Origin of the sequence: Xenorhabdus sp. NBAII XenSa04, assembly GCF_963866145.1 — a bacterium.
GTDB lineage: Bacteria > Pseudomonadota > Gammaproteobacteria > Enterobacterales > Enterobacteriaceae > Xenorhabdus > Xenorhabdus indica.
The window spans coordinates 32,456-53,618 of record NZ_CAWMEB010000025.1 but is presented as its reverse complement, the minus strand read 5'-3'; the positions used below and the strand labels follow the sequence as shown (position 1 = coordinate 53,618).

General features: G+C 44.8%; 14 protein-coding genes and 1 pseudogene. 12 read left to right on the top strand and 3 right to left on the bottom strand.

Annotated features, from left to right (window positions below; genetic code table 11):
• The 10 genes and pseudogenes from tuf to AAC147_RS01525 all read left to right on the top strand — a co-directional run.
• Positions 1-141, top strand: a pseudogene (tuf, locus tag AAC147_RS01570) (elongation factor Tu); the annotation flags it as partial.
• Positions 142-499: 358 nt separating this feature from the next.
• Entirely contained in the window at positions 500-883 is a 384-nt protein-coding gene (secE, locus tag AAC147_RS01565) for a preprotein translocase subunit SecE (RefSeq protein ID WP_047684961.1), read from the top strand.
• A 2-nt stretch (positions 884-885) separates the two neighbouring features.
• Complete coding sequence (gene nusG / locus AAC147_RS01560; protein WP_038260749.1) at positions 886-1,431, top strand: transcription termination/antitermination protein NusG; 546 nt, start codon at positions 886-888, stop codon at positions 1,429-1,431.
• A 212-nt stretch (positions 1,432-1,643) separates the two neighbouring features.
• Complete coding sequence (gene rplK, locus AAC147_RS01555) at positions 1,644-2,072, top strand: 50S ribosomal protein L11 (RefSeq protein ID WP_047684958.1); 429 nt, start codon at positions 1,644-1,646, stop codon at positions 2,070-2,072.
• Between the two features lie 3 nt (positions 2,073-2,075).
• Positions 2,076-2,777: a 50S ribosomal protein L1 gene (rplA, locus tag AAC147_RS01550; protein ID WP_047684955.1), complete on the top strand. Its 702-nt coding sequence runs from the start codon at positions 2,076-2,078 to the stop codon at positions 2,775-2,777.
• A gap of 340 nt (positions 2,778-3,117) precedes the next feature.
• Positions 3,118-3,615, top strand: a complete 498-nt coding sequence (gene rplJ, locus AAC147_RS01545) for a 50S ribosomal protein L10 (RefSeq protein ID WP_038260741.1) — start codon at positions 3,118-3,120, stop codon at positions 3,613-3,615.
• A 63-nt stretch (positions 3,616-3,678) separates the two neighbouring features.
• Positions 3,679-4,044, top strand: coding sequence for a 50S ribosomal protein L7/L12 (gene rplL / locus AAC147_RS01540; protein ID WP_047684952.1), 366 nt, complete (start codon positions 3,679-3,681; stop codon positions 4,042-4,044).
• A gap of 421 nt (positions 4,045-4,465) precedes the next feature.
• A complete protein-coding gene (rpoB, locus tag AAC147_RS01535) occupies positions 4,466-8,494 on the top strand; it encodes a DNA-directed RNA polymerase subunit beta (RefSeq protein WP_047684950.1) in 4,029 nt (1,342 codons plus the stop codon).
• 196 nt (positions 8,495-8,690) lie between these two features.
• Positions 8,691-12,914, top strand: a complete 4,224-nt coding sequence (rpoC, locus tag AAC147_RS01530) for a DNA-directed RNA polymerase subunit beta' (protein ID WP_047684947.1) — start codon at positions 8,691-8,693, stop codon at positions 12,912-12,914.
• Positions 12,915-13,038: 124 nt separating this feature from the next.
• Positions 13,039-14,307 (top strand): polysaccharide deacetylase family protein, encoded by a 1,269-nt coding sequence (locus AAC147_RS01525; protein ID WP_369793167.1) that lies wholly within the window; start codon positions 13,039-13,041, stop codon positions 14,305-14,307.
• 165 nt (positions 14,308-14,472) lie between these two features.
• Here AAC147_RS01525 and malM read toward each other — a convergent pair whose 3' ends face one another.
• Genes malM through malK form a run of 3 tightly spaced genes read right to left on the bottom strand, consistent with a single transcriptional unit; the run spans position 14,473 to position 17,842 of the window.
• Complete coding sequence (gene malM / locus AAC147_RS01520) at positions 14,473-15,414, bottom strand: maltose operon protein MalM (RefSeq protein ID WP_047684982.1); 942 nt, start codon at positions 15,412-15,414, stop codon at positions 14,473-14,475.
• 20 nt (positions 15,415-15,434) lie between these two features.
• Complete coding sequence (locus tag AAC147_RS01515) at positions 15,435-16,697, bottom strand: maltoporin (protein ID WP_047684941.1); 1,263 nt, start codon at positions 16,695-16,697, stop codon at positions 15,435-15,437.
• Between the two features lie 35 nt (positions 16,698-16,732).
• The gene (malK, locus tag AAC147_RS01510; RefSeq protein WP_047684938.1) at positions 16,733-17,842 is read right to left on the bottom strand and encodes a maltose/maltodextrin ABC transporter ATP-binding protein MalK; all 1,110 of its coding nucleotides are present in this window, start codon (positions 17,840-17,842) and stop codon (positions 16,733-16,735) included.
• A 377-nt stretch (positions 17,843-18,219) separates the two neighbouring features.
• On the opposite strand from malK, the gene malE reads away from it, so the two are divergent.
• Both malE and malF read left to right on the top strand, forming a co-directional pair.
• Positions 18,220-19,419 (top strand): maltose/maltodextrin ABC transporter substrate-binding protein MalE, encoded by a 1,200-nt coding sequence (gene malE, locus AAC147_RS01505; protein ID WP_047684935.1) that lies wholly within the window; start codon positions 18,220-18,222, stop codon positions 19,417-19,419.
• Positions 19,420-19,565: 146 nt separating this feature from the next.
• Positions 19,566-21,155 carry a maltose ABC transporter permease MalF gene (malF, locus tag AAC147_RS01500; RefSeq protein ID WP_047684932.1) on the top strand — a complete coding sequence of 530 codons (1,590 nt, stop codon included), beginning with the start codon at positions 19,566-19,568 and terminating at the stop codon, positions 21,153-21,155.
• The last annotated feature ends 8 nt before the right edge of the window (positions 21,156-21,163 follow it).

Here is a 21,163-nt window from a genome sequence, read left to right as displayed (position 1 = left end):
GAGATGGTAATGCCAGGTGATAACATCAACATGAAAGTGACTCTGATTGCGCCAATCGCAATGGACGAAGGTCTGCGTTTCGCAATCCGTGAGGGTGGCCGTACTGTAGGTGCTGGTGTTGTTGCTAAAGTGATCGCATAATCTTTTTAATGTGTTCATTTTGGAAGGGGCATCGACAGATGCCCTTTTTATACGTTGTCCTAGGAAGAACCTATCTCATCAATAGTTGTCTGATGGTACGCTGACTGAAATAACTGTGAATTATTGGTGAGATAGGCTCTGATACAACGGATAGACTTTGGTATCGCCCAGTTTTCAAGAATTCTTTCTAAAAAATAGTTTTCAAGAAAACAGATACAAAAAGTCCTGCTGAATTATGGCACCGAGTCAGATACAATTACAATTATCTTTGGGTTCGGTCTGATTTGTTTTGCTCTTGCGAGGCAAGCTGGCTATCTATTTACATCATAGTTACTTACATATAGTTACAGGTTGGTTTATGAGTGCGAATAGCAATGCTCAAGAAAGCGGGCGTGGTCTTGATATAGCAAAATGGCTATTGGTGGCAGTGCTGCTGGTGGTTGCTATTGTGGGTAATTACTATTACCGGGAGTATAACCTGCCTCTGCGCGCGATAGCCGTTGTTGCTATTGTTGCCCTTGCAGGAGCAGTTGCATTGTGGACTGCGAAAGGCAAAACTGCATTAGCATTTGCCCGTGAATCCCGCGTTGAAATGCGTAAAGTCATTTGGCCAACACGCCAGGAAGCTCTGCATACGACACTGATTGTTGCGGCTGTTACGGCTGTCATGTCTCTTATTTTGTGGGGGCTGGATGGTATTCTGGTGCGTTTAGTTTCATTTATTACAGGCCTGAGGTTTTAAGAATGTCTGAATCCCCAAAAAAGCGTTGGTATGTCATACAGGCATTTTCTGGGTTTGAAGGTCGTGTGGCTCAATCTCTGCGTGAGCATATCAAATTGCATGATATGGAAGATTCTTTTGGCGAAGTGATGGTGCCGACAGAAGAGGTTGTTGAGATCCGCAGTGGCCAGCGTCGTAAAAGCGAGCGTAAGTTCTTCCCTGGCTATGTCTTAGTACAAATGGTAATGAACGATGCAACCTGGCATCTGGTTCGCAGTGTACCACGCGTAATGGGCTTTATCGGTGGTACATCTGACCGCCCGGCACCAATTAGTGATAAAGAAGTCGATGCGATTATGAATCGCCTTCAGCAGGTTGGTGATAAACCACGTCCAAAAACTTTGTTCGAACCAGGCGAAATGGTTCGTGTCAGCGATGGTCCGTTTGCGGACTTCAATGGCGTAGTGGAAGAAGTCGATTACGAGAAGAGCCGTTTGAAAGTTTCGGTTTCTATTTTTGGTCGTGCCACGCCAGTTGAGCTGGATTTTAGTCAGGTCGAGAAAGTTTGATCTGATGCTTAATTAAGCGAGTTGGCTTGCAAAGGGTGTGAAATTAACATACAATTTCGCGCCTTTTGTTTTTATCTAGATAAGCAACTAAGTCTGGTAACAAACATAACTTTTTTTGTGGTCTGGTCTTTATTAGATTATTAGACGAGGCCTGAATCGTTAGGGGAGCCTCTTTCTGGAGGCGATAACACCCATATAGAGGAAAAATATAGATGGCTAAGAAAGTACAAGCCTACGTTAAGCTGCAAGTTGCAGCAGGTATGGCTAACCCAAGCCCACCAGTTGGTCCAGCTTTGGGTCAGCAAGGTGTTAACATCATGGAATTCTGTAAAGCGTTTAATGCTAAAACTGAAAGCATTGAAAAAGGCCTGCCAATTCCAGTTGTTATCACTGTTTACGCAGACCGTTCTTTCACTTTCGTTACTAAAACCCCACCAGCGGCTGTCCTGCTGAAGAAAGCAGCAGGCATCAAATCTGGTTCTGGCAAGCCGAACAAAGACAAAGTTGGTAAAGTAACCAGCGCTCAGATTCGTGAAATTGCTGAAACTAAAGCTGCGGACATGACTGGTGCTGATGTTGACGCAATGATGCGTTCAATCGAAGGTACTGCTCGTTCCATGGGCCTGGTAGTGGAGGGTTAATCAATGGCTAAACTGACCAAGCGCATGCGCACTATTCGTGAAAAAGTTGATGCAACTAAACAATATGACATCAATGAAGCCGTTGCTCTGCTAAAAGAATTAGCTACCGCTAAATTTGTAGAAAGCGTTGACGTAGCTGTTAATCTTGGCATCGATGCGCGTAAATCTGACCAGAACGTTCGTGGTGCAACTGTACTGCCACACGGTACTGGTCGTTCAGTACGTGTTGCTGTATTTACTCAGGGCGCAAACGCTGAAGCAGCTAAAGCTGCTGGTGCAGAACTGGTAGGTATGGAAGATCTGGCTGAACTGGTTAAGAAAGGCGAGATGGATTTCGACGTAGTTATCGCATCTCCAGATGCAATGCGCGTTGTTGGCCAATTGGGTCAAATTCTGGGTCCACGTGGCCTGATGCCAAACCCAAAAGTTGGTACTGTAACTCCTAACGTTGCAGAAGCGGTACAAAACGCTAAAGCAGGTCAGGTTCGTTACCGTAACGACAAAAACGGTATTATCCATACCACCATCGGTAAAGTTGACTTTGATGCTGACAAACTGAAAGAAAACCTGGAAGCTCTGTTGGTTGCGCTGAAAAAAGCTAAGCCATCTTCTGCTAAAGGCGTTTACATCAAGAAAGTTAGCTTGTCCACAACCATGGGCGCAGGTGTTGCAATCGACCAGTCTGGTCTGAACACCGCAGCTTAATAATTTAAGCTAAAAGCGAATAACGCTTTACCTTGGCGTCAGATTTGTCTAAAATCTGACGCTTCGAATTTGCCTGAACAGATGTATAACAATTGATAATAATTGATACATAAAATGTATCAGAGCAAATCACAGTTTTCGGTTGGAGCTTGGCCTAATCCAAGCCCCGTCCAAGACCGCAGGCGTAAGTAATTACTTAATATCCTGCGTAGACGGTGACAGAGCCAAAGGAAATTTATTTTCTGGATTCTGCTCACCGTGTTTCAGCGCTCAGGCACATTTCGTGCTCTGGGTGAAGTGAGTCCCGGGTCTGCCCGGTTAATCCAGGAGCAAGAAGCTAATGGCACTAAATCTTCAAGACAAACAAGCGATTGTTGCTGAAGTCAGCGAAGTAGCCAAAGGCGCGCTGTCTGCGGTTGTTGCGGATTCTCGCGGCGTTACCGTAGATAAAATGACTGAACTGCGTAAAGCAGGTCGCGAAGCTGGCGTTTACATGCGTGTTGTTCGTAACACTCTGATGCGCCGTGCTGTTGAAGGTACTGAGTATGAGTGCCTGAAAGAAGCGTTTGTTGGTCCAACCTTGATTGCTTTTTCTAATGAACATCCGGGCGCCGCTGCTCGTCTGTTCAAAGATTTCGCGAAAGCGAACCCAGCATTCGAGATTAAAGCAGCAGCCTTTGAAGGTGAGTTTATCCCAGCGAGCAACATCGATCGTCTGGCAACGCTCCCAACTTACGAAGAAGCAATCGCACGCCTGATGTCAACCATGAAAGAAGCCGTTGCAGGCAAACTGGTTCGCACCCTGGCTGCACTACGCGATAAGAAAGAAGCAGCTTAATTGCTTATTTCCTTCGTTGCTTTTTAACGTATAAATTTTTTCTGAATTTTAGGAACACTTGTTATGTCTATCACTAAAGAACAAATTCTGGACGCAGTTGCAGAAATGTCTGTAATGGACGTTGTTGAAATTATCAGCATGATGGAAGAGAAATTCGGCGTTTCTGCTGCTGCTGCTGTAGCTGTAGTTGGTGCTACTGCTGAAGCAGTTGAAGAGAAAACTGAATTCGACGTAATCCTGACTGGCGCTGGTGCTAACAAAGTTGCTGTAATCAAAGCAGTACGTGGTGCAACTGGCCTAGGTCTGAAAGAAGCTAAAGACTTGGTTGAAAGCGCACCAGCAGCACTGAAAGAAGGCATCAGCAAAGAAGACGCTGAAGCTCTGAAAAAATCTCTGGAAGAAGCAGGTGCTTCTGTTGAGATCAAGTAAGATCAGTTTGAAGTTCGCAGCCTGATTATTAAGGCTGGCGGCTGGCGGTTTTTTAATCGCCAGCCTTTTTGCGCTGTAGAGCACCTTATTGTTTTAAAGATCATTGTTTTATAAAGTCATTTTGGAGTTTTATAAGGCATATGCTCTATAGAGCACAACGCAGGGAGTTAGTAGCATTTCACACTGTTTGGCTGCTAATGAACCCAGAATACTCCTTCCTATTGACGACTTAATATACTGCGTTCTCAGCTACGATCCACTCGGGTAGCTCGGTAGTAAGTAACGCAATGAAATGATTTAAGAGTAATAGTAATGAGTATTACGGAAAATATTCTATTTTCTGTTCGAAAAAATAGTGTTGCAGAGTGCTGTCCTTAAGGGCGGACAGAGTGGGTCACTTATCAGCGAGCTGAGGAACCCTATGGTTTACTCCTATACCGAGAAAAAACGTATTCGTAAGGATTTTGGTAAACGTCCACAAGTTTTGGATGTTCCATACCTTCTTTCTATCCAACTTGACTCGTTCCAGAAGTTTATCGAGCAAGATCCTGAAGGCCAGAATGGACTGGAAGCGGCCTTCCGTTCTGTGTTCCCAATTCAGAGTTACAGCGGCAGTTCTGAGCTGCAATATGTAAGCTACCGTCTTGGCGAACCTGTTTTTGATGTTCAAGAATGTCAGATCCGTGGCGTGACTTATTCTGCTCCACTGCGCGTTAAACTGCGTCTGGTGATCTATGAGCGTGAAGCGCCAGAGGGTACAGTTAAGGACATCAAAGAACAAGAAGTCTACATGGGTGAAATTCCACTCATGACTGATAACGGGACTTTCGTTATCAACGGTACTGAGCGCGTAATCGTATCTCAGTTGCATCGTAGCCCAGGCGTTTTCTTTGACAGCGATAAGGGTAAAACCCATTCATCCGGTAAGGTACTGTATAATGCACGTATCATTCCTTACCGTGGTTCATGGCTGGATTTCGAATTCGATCCTAAAGATAATCTGTTTGTGCGTATTGACCGCCGTCGTAAATTGCCGGCTTCGATTATTCTGCGCGCGATGGATTACACCACTGAAGACATTCTGAATCTGTTCTTCGACAAAACTATTTTCGAAATCCGCGACAACAAGTTGCAGATGACTCTAGTACCAGAACGTCTGCGTGGTGAGACTGCTTCATTTGATATTGAAGCGAACGGCAAAGTATATGTTGAAAAAGGCCGTCGTATCACTGCTCGTCATATCCGTCAGTTAGAGAAAGATCAGGTAGACCGTATTGAGGTGCCTGTCGAATATATCGCGGGTAAAGTTGTTGCGAGAGATTACATCGATCAGAACACAGGTGAAATCATCTGTGCTGCTAACATGGAACTCTCTTTGGATCTGCTGGCACGTTTGAGCCAATCTGGTCATAAATCCATTGAAACTCTGTTTACCAACGACTTGGACCACGGTGCATACATCTCCGAAACTCTGCGTATTGACCCAACCAATGATCGTTTGAGCGCACTGGTTGAAATTTACCGCATGATGCGTCCAGGTGAACCACCAACCCGCGAAGCAGCAGAAAACTTATTTGAGAACCTGTTCTTCTCTGAAGATCGTTATGATCTGTCTGCTGTTGGCCGTATGAAGTTCAACCGTTCTCTGGATCGTGAAGAGATTGAAGGTTCCGGTATCCTGAGCAAAGACGACATCATTGATGTCATGAAGAAGCTTATCGATATCCGTAACGGTAAAGGCGAAGTGGATGATATTGACCACTTGGGCAACCGTCGTATTCGTTCCGTTGGCGAAATGGCTGAAAACCAGTTCCGTGTTGGTCTGGTACGTGTAGAACGTGCGGTGAAAGAGCGCTTGTCTCTGGGTGATCTGGATACCCTGATGCCACAGGACATGATCAACGCTAAGCCAATTTCTGCGGCAGTGAAAGAGTTCTTTGGTTCCAGCCAGTTGTCTCAATTTATGGACCAGAACAACCCACTGTCTGAAATTACCCATAAACGTCGTATTTCTGCTTTGGGCCCAGGTGGTTTGACCCGTGAGCGAGCAGGCTTTGAAGTTCGAGACGTACACCCGACTCACTATGGTCGTGTATGTCCAATCGAAACGCCTGAAGGTCCAAACATCGGTCTGATTAACTCACTGTCTGTTTATGCACGTACTAACGAATATGGTTTCCTTGAAACCCCTTACCGTTTAGTGCGCGACGGTGTAGTAACCGATGAGATTCACTACCTTTCAGCCATTGAAGAGGGTAATTACGTCATTGCGCAGGCTAACTCCGCATTGGACGAAGAAGGCCACTTCATTGAAGAACTGGTAACTTGTCGTCACTATGACGAATCCAGCTTATTTAACCGTGATCAAGTTCAGTACATGGACGTTTCGACACAGCAGATCGTGTCCGTCGGTGCTTCCTTGATCCCATTCCTTGAACACGATGACGCCAACCGTGCATTGATGGGTGCAAACATGCAACGTCAGGCAGTTCCAACTCTGCGTGCAGATAAGCCGCTGGTCGGAACAGGTATGGAGCGTGCAGTAGCGGTTGACTCTGGTGTAACCTCCGTTGCTAAACGTGGTGGTGTGGTTCAGTACGTTGACGCATCCCGTATCGTGATTAAGGTTAACGAAGATGAAATGTACGCAGGTGAAGCGGGCATTGATATCTATAACCTGACCAAATATACCCGTTCTAACCAAAACACTTGTATCAACCAGATGCCATGTGTATCTCTGGGCGAACTCGTAGAACGTGGTGACGTTCTGGCTGATGGTCCATCCACTGACTTGGGTGAACTGGCACTGGGTCAGAATATGCGTGTGGCGTTCATGCCATGGAATGGTTATAACTTCGAGGACTCCATCCTCGTATCTGAACGTGTAGTTCAGGAAGACCGTTTCACCACTATTCATATTCAAGAACTGGCTTGTGTATCCCGTGATACCAAACTGGGGCCTGAAGAGATCACCGCTGACATCCCTAACGTGGGTGAAGCCGCCCTGTCTAAACTGGACGAATCCGGTATCGTTTATATCGGTGCGGAAGTGAAAGGTGGCGACATTCTGGTGGGTAAAGTGACACCGAAAGGTGAAACGCAGTTAACGCCAGAAGAAAAACTGTTGCGTGCGATCTTTGGTGAGAAAGCATCTGACGTTAAAGACTCATCACTGCGCGTACCAAACGGTGTTTCCGGCACTGTTATCGACGTACAGGTCTTTACCCGTGATGGTGTAGAAAAAGACAAGCGTGCGTTGGAAATCGAAGAGATGCAGTTGCGTCAGGCGAAAAAAGACCTGACTGAAGAACTACAAATTTTCGAAGCTGGTCTGTTTGCCCGAATTCGCAATGTATTGATTTCCGGTGGCATTGAAGCGGAAAAATTAGACAAACTGCCACGTGAGCGCTGGTTAGAACTGGGTCTGGCTGATGAAGATAAACAAAATCAGCTTGAGCAATTGGCAGAACAGTATGACGAACTGAAAGCTGAGTTCGAGAAGAAGCTGGATGCTAAGCGCCGTAAAATCACTCAGGGTGATGATTTGGCACCAGGCGTGCTGAAAATTGTCAAAGTTTATCTGGCAGTGAAACGTCAGATCCAACCTGGTGACAAGATGGCAGGTCGTCACGGTAACAAGGGTGTCATCTCTAAGATTAACCCAATCGAAGACATGCCTTACGATGAAAACGGTACGCCGGTTGATATCGTACTGAACCCGCTGGGCGTACCATCACGTATGAACATCGGTCAGATTCTGGAAACCCATTTAGGTATGGCGGCGAAAGGCATTGGTGACAAGATCAATGCGATGCTGAAACAGCAGCAAGAAGTTGCCAAACTGCGTGAATTCATCCAGAAAGCATATGATCTGGGTGACGATACCCGTCAGAAAGTTGATTTGAATACTTTCACTGACGACGAAGTCATGCGTCTGGCTGAAAACTTGAAGAAAGGGATGCCAATCGCAACTCCAGTCTTCGACGGTGCGAAAGAGACTGAAATCAAAGAGCTGTTGAAATTGGGTGGTTTGCCGACCTCTGGTCAGATCACTCTGTTCGATGGCCGTACTGGTGAGCAATTTGAGCGTCAGGTAACTGTTGGTTACATGTACATGCTGAAATTGAACCACTTGGTTGATGACAAGATGCATGCTCGTTCTACTGGTTCTTACAGCTTGGTTACTCAGCAGCCACTGGGTGGTAAGGCACAGTTCGGTGGTCAGCGTTTCGGGGAGATGGAAGTATGGGCACTGGAAGCATACGGTGCTGCATATACTCTGCAAGAAATGCTTACCGTTAAATCTGATGATGTTAACGGCCGTACCAAGATGTATAAAAACATCGTGGATGGTAATCACCAGATGGAACCAGGTATGCCGGAATCTTTCAACGTATTGCTGAAAGAGATCCGTTCCTTGGGTATCAACATCGAGCTGGAAGACGAATAAATTGTTTTCCGCTGGCACTGTCCGGCCTTATGTTGAAACCGGGTGTTGAAACATGGTTTTGCAACGTTGTGTTGAAATATTGCGTTGAAACATATAGCAATGTCGGGCAGTTTGCCAGCCAGTGGTTACACTGGTCATAGGGGGGAGTGGCATGGGCCACTCACCTAACAGGTCTAACTCCGACAGGAGCCATTTCGTGAAAGACTTATTGAAGTTTCTGAAAGCGCAAACCAAGACCGAAGAGTTTGATGCGATCAAAATTGCTCTGGCCTCTCCAGATATGATCCGTTCGTGGTCATTCGGAGAAGTAAAAAAGCCGGAAACCATTAACTACCGTACGTTCAAACCTGAGCGTGACGGACTTTTCTGTGCGCGTATTTTCGGGCCAGTAAAAGATTACGAATGCTTGTGTGGTAAATACAAGCGCTTGAAACACCGGGGTGTCATTTGTGAGAAGTGTGGTGTTGAGGTGACTCAGACTAAAGTTCGTCGTGAACGTATGGGTCACATCGAACTGGCATCTCCGACCGCTCACATTTGGTTCCTGAAATCTCTGCCATCCCGTATCGGTTTGCTGCTGGATATGCCACTGCGCGACATTGAACGCGTATTGTACTTCGAATCCTATGTAGTTGTTGAAGGTGGCATGACCAGCCTTGAGCGCGGCCAGATCCTGACTGAAGAACAGTATCTGGATGCACTGGAAGAATTCGGTGATGAATTCGACGCCAAAATGGGTGCGGAAGCGATCCAATCTTTGTTGAAAAACATGGATCTGGAAAACGAATGTGAAACCCTGCGTGAAGAACTGAACGAAACCAACTCTGAAACTAAGCGCAAGAAGCTGACCAAGCGCATTAAGCTGCTGGAAGCCTTTATTCAGTCTGGCAACAAGCCAGAGTGGATGGTTCTGACCGTTCTGCCAGTTCTGCCACCGGATCTGCGTCCATTGGTTCCACTGGATGGCGGTCGTTTCGCAACTTCAGACCTGAACGATCTGTATCGTCGCGTTATTAACCGTAACAACCGTCTGAAACGCCTGCTGGATCTGGCTGCGCCAGACATCATCGTACGTAATGAAAAACGTATGCTACAAGAAGCGGTTGATGCGCTGTTAGACAACGGTCGTCGTGGTCGTGCGATTACGGGTTCCAATAAGCGTCCTCTGAAATCCCTGGCAGACATGATCAAGGGTAAACAAGGCCGTTTCCGTCAGAACCTGCTAGGTAAACGTGTTGACTACTCAGGCCGTTCTGTCATTACCGTAGGTCCATACCTGCGTCTGCATCAGTGTGGTTTGCCTAAGAAAATGGCGCTGGAACTGTTCAAGCCATTCATCTACGGTAAGCTGGAACTGCGTGGTTTGGCGACTACCATCAAAGCAGCCAAGAAGATGGTTGAACGCGAAGAAGCGGTTGTATGGGATATCCTTGATGAGGTTATCCGTGAGCACCCGGTTTTGTTAAACCGTGCACCAACCCTTCACCGTCTGGGTATTCAGGCATTCGAACCGGTTCTGATCGAAGGTAAAGCAATCCAGTTGCACCCACTGGTGTGTGCGGCGTATAACGCCGACTTTGACGGTGACCAGATGGCTGTTCACGTACCGTTGACACTGGAAGCTCAGTTGGAAGCGCGTGCGTTGATGATGTCTACCAACAACATCCTGTCTCCAGCGAGCGGTGAACCAATCATCGTTCCATCTCAGGACGTTGTATTGGGTCTGTACTACATGACTCGTGACTGTGTTAACGCGAAAGGCGAAGGCATGGTTTTGACCGGTCCTAAAGAAGCAGAACGCGTATACCGCGCAGGTCTGGCTTCTCTGCATGCCAGAGTCAAAGTTCGTATTACCGAAGAAGTGAAAGATGGTGAAGGTAATGTCACTGTCAATACAGGATTGGTTGATACGACTATTGGTCGTGCCATCCTGTGGATGATCGTACCAAAAGGTTTGCCGTATTCATTGATTAACCAGCCTCTGGGTAAAAAAGCTATCTCTAAGATGCTGAATACCTGTTACCGCGTACTGGGTTTGAAACCAACCGTTATTTTGGCTGACCAGACCATGTATACCGGTTTTGCTTACGCTGCCCGTTCAGGGGTATCCGTAGGTATTGATGACATGGTTATTCCTGAGAAGAAAGAAGGCATCATTGCAGAAGCTGAAGCCGAAGTTGCCGAAATTCAGGAACAGTTTCAGTCAGGACTGGTAACTGCGGGCGAACGTTATAACAAGGTTATCGATATCTGGGCTGCGGCGAACGAGCGTGTTGCTAAAGCAATGATGGAAAACCTCTCTTCTGAAACTGTGATTAACCGTAATGGCGAAGAAGAACAGCAGGTTTCCTTCAATAACATCTTTATGATGGCCGACTCTGGTGCTCGTGGTTCTGCGGCTCAGATCCGTCAGTTGGCGGGTATGCGTGGTCTGATGGCAACGCCAGATGGCTCCATCATTGAGACCCCAATCACTGCGAACTTCCGTGAAGGTCTGAACGTACTCCAGTACTTCATTTCAACTCACGGTGCTCGTAAAGGTCTGGCGGATACCGCATTGAAGACTGCGAACTCCGGTTACCTGACGCGTCGTCTGGTTGACGTTGCTCAGGATCTGGTGGTCACTGAAGATGACTGCGGTACTCACGACGGTATTCTGATGACCCCGGTTATTGAGGGTGGTGACGTTAAAGAACCTCTGCGTGAGCGTGTATTGGGCCGTGTGACTGCTGAAGACGTCCTGAAACCAGGTTCAGCAGACATTCTGGTTCCACGTAATACCCTGCTGAACGAAAAATGGTGTGACCTGTTAGAAGAAAACTCCGTTGACAGCGTGAAAGTACGTTCCGTCGTGAGTTGTGAAACTGACTTTGGTGTTTGTGCGAAATGTTACGGACGTGACCTTGCTCGTGGACATATCATCAACAAAGGTGAAGCAGTTGGTGTAATCGCGGCACAGTCAATCGGTGAACCAGGTACACAGTTGACGATGCGTACGTTCCATATCGGTGGTGCGGCATCTCGTGCGGCGGCAGAATCCAGCATTCAGGTACGTAATAAAGGTCAGCTTAAACTGACTAACGCAAAATTTGTTACTAACTCTGTGGGCAAACTGGTTATTACTTCCCGTAATACTGAATTGCGCCTGATTGACGGCTTCGGTCGTACGAAAGAAAGCTATAAAGTACCTTACGGCGCGGTATTGGCTAAAGGTGATGGTGAAGCAGTAACCGGCGGTGAAACTGTTGCGAACTGGGATCCACACACCATGCCAGTCGTGAGTGAAGTATCCGGTATCATTCAGTTCTACGACATGGTTGATGGTCAAACCATCACCCGTCAGACGGACGAACTGACTGGTCTGTCATCACTGGTCGTTCTGGATAGTGCAGAGCGTACTGGTAGTGGTAAAGACCTGCGTCCGGCACTGAAAATCGTTGATGTTCAGGGTAACGATGTTCTGATCCCAGGTACAGACATGCCTGCTCAGTACTTCCTGCCGGGTAAAGCGATTGTTCAGTTGGAAGATGGCATGGCTATCTCTGCGGGTGATACGCTGGCGCGTATTCCTCAGGAATCTGGCGGTACTAAAGATATTACCGGTGGTCTGCCACGCGTTGCAGACCTGTTCGAAGCTCGTCGTCCAAAAGAGCCTGCTATCCTGGCAGAGATCAGCGGTATCGTTTCCTTCGGTAAAGAAACCAAAGGCAAGCGTCGTCTGGTAATCAGCCCACTGGATGGTGGTGATGCTTACGAAGAGATGATCCCTAAATGGCGTCAGCTCAACGTGTTCGAAGGTGAGGTTGTTGAACGTGGTGACGTGATCTCCGATGGTCCAGAATCTCCACATGACATTCTGCGTTTGCGTGGTGTTCATGCTGTTGCCCGTTATATCACCAACGAAGTTCAGGAAGTTTACCGTCTGCAAGGCGTTAAGATTAACGATAAACACATTGAAGTTATCGTTCGTCAGATGCTGCGTAAAGTTACCATTGCAAATGCGGGAAGTTCTGAATTCCTCGAAGGCGAGCAAGTTGAATACGCACGCGTTAAAGTTGCTAACCGTAAGTTGGAGCAGGACGGCAAAGTATCTGCGACTTTCCACCGTGATCTGTTGGGTATTACCAAAGCGTCATTGGCAACAGAATCCTTCATTTCTGCGGCGTCGTTCCAGGAAACAACTCGCGTACTGACTGAAGCTGCTGTTGCAGGTAAGCGTGATGAGCTGCGTGGCCTGAAAGAGAACGTTATTGTGGGTCGTCTGATCCCTGCGGGTACAGGTTATGCTTACCATCAGGATCGTATGCGTCGTCGTCACGAAAATGAAGTGATTGAAGCACCACAAGTTAGTGTTGATGAAGCCACTGCAAACCTTGCTGAATTGTTGAATGCTGGTTTCGGTAGCAGCAATAACGAGTAATTTCCTGATGATGAATAATAGTATACTTAATCAGTATAGCTAATTGTAAAATGCCCTCTCTTGGTAGAGGGCATTTTTTATTGGGTGGAAAATACAAATGAGACGAATCGTTCATGTTTTTGTAATGGTTTTCTTACTGCCCTTGATATTTTTTCTCAATCCGGCCGTAGCACATCAGCATAATGGGTCAAGCTATCGTTATATGGAGGTAATCAGAGATAGTGAAATCTATGCCTGGATTGGTGAACATGTCATTCAGGTTGGACTATTCAAAAAAGGGCAAAACCTGAAAGTGACTCAGGAAGAAGGGGAAGACAGTGATTATTACGAACTTAGCTTTGGTAATGGGAAAGGTTATATTGCCAAAGAGAGTTTGAGGGAAATAAAGAGATCAGCATTTCCTATTGATCCCTTCCAGACTCTCAATAAAAAAGCATCTCAAGGCTTAGTTATTTTTAAGGACATTCGAGTCTATAGCACACCAAAAGTAGATAATAAACCCGTCGCAATTTTGGCAGCGGATCTCCGTTATCCAATTTTGGATAAATTACAAGACGCTTCACATCATATTTGGTATGAAATCAATTTAGGCGATCGCTTGGGTTACATTAGTGACCAAGATGCTGAGTTGGATAATGGTATTCCTGTGTTGACTTATCACCATGTTCTTAATGATAAGGAAAATAAACGTTTTCTCCATACTTCAACAACCACATCTTTGACTGCCTTTCGTCATCAGATGGCTTATTTGAAACAGGCGGGCTATACCACGATTTCATTATATGAACTGGAAGGATACCTGAATAGAGACATTAACTTGCCAGCTAAAGCTGTTGCTTTGACGTTTGATGATGGATTGAAATCTGTATATCGGTATGCTTATCCAATACTGAAAGAAAATGGACAAAAGGCAACGCTTTTTATTATTTCATCCCGAATTAAACGCCACCCACAAAAATGGAACCCTAATAGTCTGCAATTTTTAAGTCTTTCTGAATTATACTCCATGCAGAACGTTTTTGATTTTCAATCCCATACCCATTTTTTGCATCGTTTAGGTAAAAATAAACAACCAATATTATTCAGTCGTTCATACCGCAATATCCTGTATGATTTCGAGCATTCACGCCGGGCACTATCACAATTTAATCCCTATGTACTTTATCTCTCTTATCCTTTTGGTGGATATAACCAGATAGCGATGAAAGCTGCCAAAAATGCTGGATTTCATTTGGCGGTTACTACAGTTCAGGGAAAAGTAAAGTTTGGGGATAATCCCTTCTCTTTGAAACGATTATATATATTACGGACAGACTCCATTGAAAAAATGGCAAGAATGATTTCTAATCAGGCAAATATTGTACCTTTACAGCTTATAGATAACAGGATGTAAGATATTAATACATTGTCAGATTTTTAGAGGTTCACCATAGTTATAAATGTACAGTTATAAACCTATCTGAATTCATAGGATATAGAGCCTATTCCTTTAGGCCCTAAGTTTATTTATTGAATCTCACTATGGTTTTCGCTGAATATGGTTTTCGCTGAAACAAGCCTATTCTTTGTTTTTTACCATTTTGATAAATGTTTCTCGTGCGCTTGGTGAGCCAAGACGCTCTGCTTCATCTAATAACTTCAGTGCCTTATCAATATCACCACTTTTAATCGCTTTTTTAATAGCATCATTGAAATACTGTTCGGTATCACCTAAGACCGATTTGGTTTCCGGTGCAATAGATGACGGTTGCCCAGAAGGAACAGTATTTAGTTGGGTAGAACCAACAGTCACTGCTTTAGGCTCGGATACAGTAAAAGCATGACCAATTAAAATATTTCCAGCATCTCGTTCCGATTTTACTTTCAGCGTTAAAGTACCTGTATCGGTATGGTGAGCTATCGGATTAGGGATATTAGGCACAGCATTACCGACTCCCTGTGCATAAGCTTTGGCGGGATCAACCATTTCTGTCGATGTTTGTAGATCTGTATGGGTTGTATAAATCAGCATATAAATTTGCTGCTGCCCTAATGCAGGTGTCAGTTTTAATGTCCCCTCAAGCCTGTCTGCTGACATAATACTTGGTTGCTGATAGGTAAAATAATGGCTTGGGTAAAAAGCAGCAGGACGGAATTGTTCATCAAGCACTAACACATTAGGTGAATAAACTTGTCTGTCTTTTATCAGGCTACTCAGGGTTATTTCCAATGCTCCATGATTGGCAGGTAAAGCAAGAGCGGCAACTGCACCCTGGATATTTCCTTGGTTAAGCTGAATTGATGCGTGATTAAGAGTCACTGTTTGCTTGGCATTGGTATTCACCGATTGCCATGCTAATTTCTGTAAAACGGAGATAGGTAAAGAAGGCGCAACAGCGTTGCGCTTTCTCAAATCAGTGATGGACTTATCAGAAACCGTTTCAGTGACAGCATAAGTCAGTGTGGGTATGTTCATGCAGAACAAGATACCGAAACAAATAGGAAGCAGTTTGATTCTCATTTTATGACCTTTGCCTGACATTACCACCAAGCCTCAAATTGAGCCCCAAATGTGAATTCATCACTCTTACCACGGCTGAAACGGTGTGCTGGTGTGTCAGAGTAAGCAACGCCATTGGGATTGGCATAACCCCATTTTTCATTCCATTTGGCATAAGTAACAAATAAACGGATAGCAGGACGGGACCAGATACTATCCCCAGCTTGCCATTGCTGTGCCAATGTAATTTTGTATTGATTATTTGTCGCTTTGGTGCGTTGAGATTTCACACTGTCATAGCCAGCTTCCATCAACGTACTCATAATAGGGGTCCACTTATACATTGGCCGGATACCAACCGTATACCATGTGGTGCCGTTACGATTATCGCGGTCAATATCCTGATACATAGCCACGTACATCAGATCCCATTTTTTTGCCAGATTAATTGCACCATGATTTAAAATACGCAGCATATGACCATTATTGTTGACGTTAGCACCTTCTGGACGACCATTATTGCTGGAGGTCATGGAATCAGTTGCATACTGAACAACAAACTTGTTGAATCCTCCTAACATACTTTGTGTGTGTTCAGCCGTTAGCATAACGCCATCTTTGGAGGCGTTTTTATCCAGATGATAGCCTTTGCGCGCATTAGCACGCCCATAGTCAATCCCCAATTCCAGCGTTCCACCATCATTGATAGGTAAATCAGCAAGCCGAATATCGAAAACATCATTAGAGGTGGAGGGATCGCCCTGTTTACCTGCAATCCAGCCATATGAGCCACCATTTTCGGTATTGCGAGTCACAGCAAGGGAAAGTTTGCCCACACCAAGATCAATATTTTCCAAGCCTGCACCGGGGCCAGAGATATCCCAATAATAAAAATCGATCATATGCACATCATGGCGTTGGTAAAAGCGCTTACCTGCCCATAAAGTCGAACCGGGTAGCCAATCAATGATATTACTTGCCTTCACATTCATTTCACGAAGAGCCGGGCTGATTGATTCCCAATCGCTCTTTTGTGCGATGGAATAGGCCAGATTAGTGTCAAAATAGAAGCGCTTGTCACCTTCCTGCCACAATTCCTGTCCTAATTTTAATTCGGCATAGGTTTCACACTCATTGCCGAGGCGATATTTACTTTGTGCGCCTGTACTTTGAGCACATTTTTGTTCACCTCCACTGCCTGTCCAACCGATACCTGAACGGGCATAACCGTGAAAGTCTACCGCAGCGGCTTGTATGGAAAATAATCCAGCCAGTATAGTCAATGAGAGAGGTAAGATACGCATTAATAATTCTCCTGTTATTTTTTTATAGAGTAGATTTAAACTCCTGGTTCTTTATGCAAACGCTGGCATGCCGTTCCATCTTCCCGGAACAGATGGCAGCGATGAGGAGCTAACCCGATCGTGAAGGTTTCCCCTTCTTCCACGAGAACAATATCAGGCCGGAGATAAACGAGGTTTTGATGGATAGCTGATATGTGGATATGGATTTGCGTTTCATTTCCTAACTGCTCTACTAGCTGTATTGTTCCTTCTAGTGTTACGTCGGCAATATCATTGGGCAGTAGGTGTTCCGGGCGAATGCCTAGGGATACGTTACTGCCAACAGTGAGGCCTTTACTTTCGACAGGAAGCCAAACATGCTGTCCATTGGGCAGGCTGATTTGCACTTGATCGACGGCGATAGCAGAAACCTTGACGGGCAAGAAATTCATTTTCGGAGAGCCAATAAAACTGGCTACAAAACGGTTGGCAGGGTAGTGATAAATCTCCAGAGGTTTTCCAATCTGAGCAATATTGCCTCCGTTTAATACGACGATCTTATCTGCCAATGTCATAGCTTCGGTTTGATCATGGGTGACATAGATCATGGTGCGTTTCAGTCGCTTGTGCAGGCGTGAAATTTCAATACGCATTTGGACACGCAGGGCTGCATCCAAATTGGAAAGAGGCTCATCCAGCAAAAAGATATTAGGTTCGGCTACCAGAGTTCTGCCAATAGCAACTCGCTGACGTTGCCCGCCTGATAGCGCTTTTGGGCGGCGATCTAATAAGTGAGCAAGCTGGAGAGTTTCTGCAACTCGCTCTACTCGCTTCTGTATTTCACTCTTTTTAACACCTGCTAGCTTTAAACCGAAAGACATATTATCTGCTACAGACAGATGGGGGTAGAGCGCATAAGATTGAAAAACCATTCCGATACTGCGTTTGGCAGGCGGTACATCATTTATTCTTTGCCCTGCGATCAATAGCTCACCGGAAGTAATATCTTCCAGCCCGGCAATCATCCTTAATAAAGTTGATTTTCCACATCCTGATGGGCCAACAAAAACCACGAATTCCCCTTCTTCAATCTCAAGATTGAGATTTTTAGAAATAATATTTTCACCATAAGCCTTAGATACATTACGAAGTGTGACGCTGGACATGTATTTCCCTCGGAGTTGCCATCCTGGTTTGTAGTGAAAAGCAGATGGCAGGATTGTGTGCAAAATAACAGGAACAAAAATCCTCCATTTCATAGTTTTTTATGGGGGAGGAGGTAGGAGGATTAGATTAATAAAATTGAAAAATTCTTTGATAAGTCACGGAATAAGATGTGATTTTAATCCCAAAAATTGATGCCTTTTTAAGACTAACAGTCTGGTTTACAGTGCTTTTGTAATCATGCTCACACTCATTTGATGGGAGGCGTAGGATAAAGGAGGATGAGCCTGTTTTCCATTAATTGCACACTGAGGACTATTTTCTGAAAGTGTAATGAGAAATTTAGCTTAAATTAGCAGACGATAAAAAGGACGGAATGATGACAAAAACAACTTTGAAAGTGAGTGTTCGTGCTCTGATGCTTTCCGTTTTATCTACATGGGTACTCTCTGCCCCGGCTTTAGCAAAATTGGAAGAAGGTAAACTAGTCATTTGGATCAATGGGGATAAGGGATATAACGGTCTGTCTCAGGTTGGTGATAAGTTTGCGCAGGAAACGGGCATTTCAGTCAGTGTTGAACACCCAGATAAACTAGAAGAAAAGTACTCCCAGATTGCTACAACGGGGGATGGTCCTGATATCATTTTTTGGGCACATGACCGTTTTGGAGGCTATGCACAGTCTGGGCTGTTAGCTGAGGTCACACCTGATAAAAATTTTATAGACAAACTGTTTCCTTTTACCTGGGATGCTGTTCGCCATGATGGCAAGATAGTTGGTTATCCTGTTGCTGTTGAAGCACTTTCCCTTATTTACAATAAGGATCTACTTAAGTCACCACCTGCAACATGGGAAGAAATTCCGGCATTGGATAACGAACTAAAAAAACAGGGAAAGAGTGCCATTATGTTTAATTTACAGGAGCCTTATTTCTCCTGGCCCCTGATTGCTGCTGATGGTGGATATGCTTTTAAGAGGCAAGGAGATACTTACAATATTAAAGATAGTGGTGTAAATCATGCTGGCTCTAAAGCGGGTTTGACATTTTTAGTCAACTTGGTAAAGAACAAACATCTCAGTGCGGATATCGATTACTCCATTGCTGAAGCTGCTTTCAATAAAGGCAAAACAGCAATGACGATCAATGGCCCTTGGTCATGGGCGAATATCGACAAAAGTAAGATCAATTACGGTGTCACTCTGTTACCTACTTTTAAAGGTCAACCTTCTAAACCTTTTGTTGGTATTTTAAGTGCGGGAATTAATGCTGCCAGTCCTAATAAGGAATTGGCGAAAGAGTTTTTGGAAAATTACCTGCTGACTAATGAAGGTTTGGCCATGATGGATAAGGATAAGCCATTAGGTGCTGTAGCGTTGAAAACCTATCAGGATATCCTTGCCAAAGATCCTCGCATTGCTGCCACGATGGAAAATGCTCAGAAAGGGGAAATTATGCCCAATATTTCACAAATGAGCAGTTTCTGGTATGGCATGCGTAGCGCCGTACTCAATTCAATAAGTAGTCGACAATCTGTAGATGCGGCTCTTAATGATGCAGAGGCTCGGATAGTAAAATAAACGAATATTAAGCTCCTGATTTTGAAGGAGCTTTTTTTATCTGTTGAAAGGCAAGTTTGGTTACTGTATTTCAATAACAGATTTTGAGTAAAGATATTTTTGTAACGGGAATAGTTATTAACCGGGATAGTAACAGGAAGTGCATAATGTCAACGAGATTGAACAAAAAAGTATGGTGGTCACGTTCTGTCCTGAAACGGCTTGTTGTGGGGCTGATAGCGGGGATGGGCCTATTTTTTACCGGTTATTTAACTGTGTTGATGTATGCACAAGGGGAATACCTGTTTGCTATGCTGACACTGGTATTACTGGGCAGTGGTATTTATATTTTTGTTAACAGCAGAGCTTATGCTTGGCGTTATACCTATCCGGGTATTGCCGGAATGGCTTTGTTTGTATTGTTTCCGCTTATTTGCACCATTGCGATTGCTTTTACAAATTATAGCAGTACTAACCAACTCACCCTTGAGCGGGCTAAGACAGTATTAATGAGTCGTCAATATCAGACAGGAGAAGCATTTGATTTCAAGCTTTATCCTGAAGCTGAACGGTGGGTTTTGGCATTGAGTATCCCGGATAGTTCTAAGATGTCCAGTTATAATATATTGGTATCAGAACCTTTTTCTTTATCTGAATCTGAAAAGGAAGAGATGATTCTGCCATTGCATGAACGAACGGTTGGTTTCGAAAGTAGTGCTGCTACATTACGTACTATCACTCAGAACCGACAGATATTAGGGAAAATTGTGGTGATTTTGCCTGATGGCAGTAAGTTACGTATGAGTTCTCTACGGCAATTTTCTGGTATACATGCACTTTATACTCTGAGTGAAGATGGTAACGCTCTAACCAACAATCAAACTGGTGTGCAATACCGACCAAATATGGAGACAGGCTTCTATCAATCCATTAATGCCAAAGGGGAATGGGGGCAAGAAACGTTGAGTCCCGGTTTTACTGTTTCTATTGGGTGGAAAAACTTCTTGCGGGTGATACAGGATGAAGGGATTCAAAAACCTTTTCTCTCCATTTTTGTCTGGACGGTGATCTTTTCCCTGTTGACAGTAATGTTGACTGTGGCGCTAGGTATGATCCTGGCGTGTATTGTACAGTGGGAAGCACTCAAAGGCAGGGCAATTTACCGAGTATTACTTATCTTACCGTATGCTGTACCTTCCTTTATTTCTATCCTTATCTTCAAGGGGTTATTTAATCAAAGTTTTGGCGAAATTAACCTGCTGCTTAATGGGTTATTTGGTCTGAAACCGGATTGGTTTACTGATCCGACTCTGACCAGAACCATGCTGATTATCGTCAATACATGGTTGGGTTATCCCTATATGATGATCCTGTGTATGGGATTGCTGAAAGCGATTCCTGATGATCTGTATGAAGCATCCGCAATGGATGGTGCAGGACCGTTACAGAATTTCTTCTATATCACGTTTCCTTTGTTAATTAAGCCCCTGACGCCATTGATGATTGCCAGCTTTGCTTTTAACTTCAACAATTTTGTCCTGATCCAATTACTCACTAAAGGTGGACCAGATCGTATTGGCACAACAACACCTGCGGGTTATACCGACCTCTTAGTCAGCTATACCTATCGTATTGCGTTTGAAGGTGGTGGAGGACAGGATTTTGGATTAGCGGCGGCGATAGCAACGTTAATTTTCCTGCTGGTGGGCGCCTTAGCAATCATTAACCTGAAAACCACACGTATTAAATTTGACTAAGGAGATGA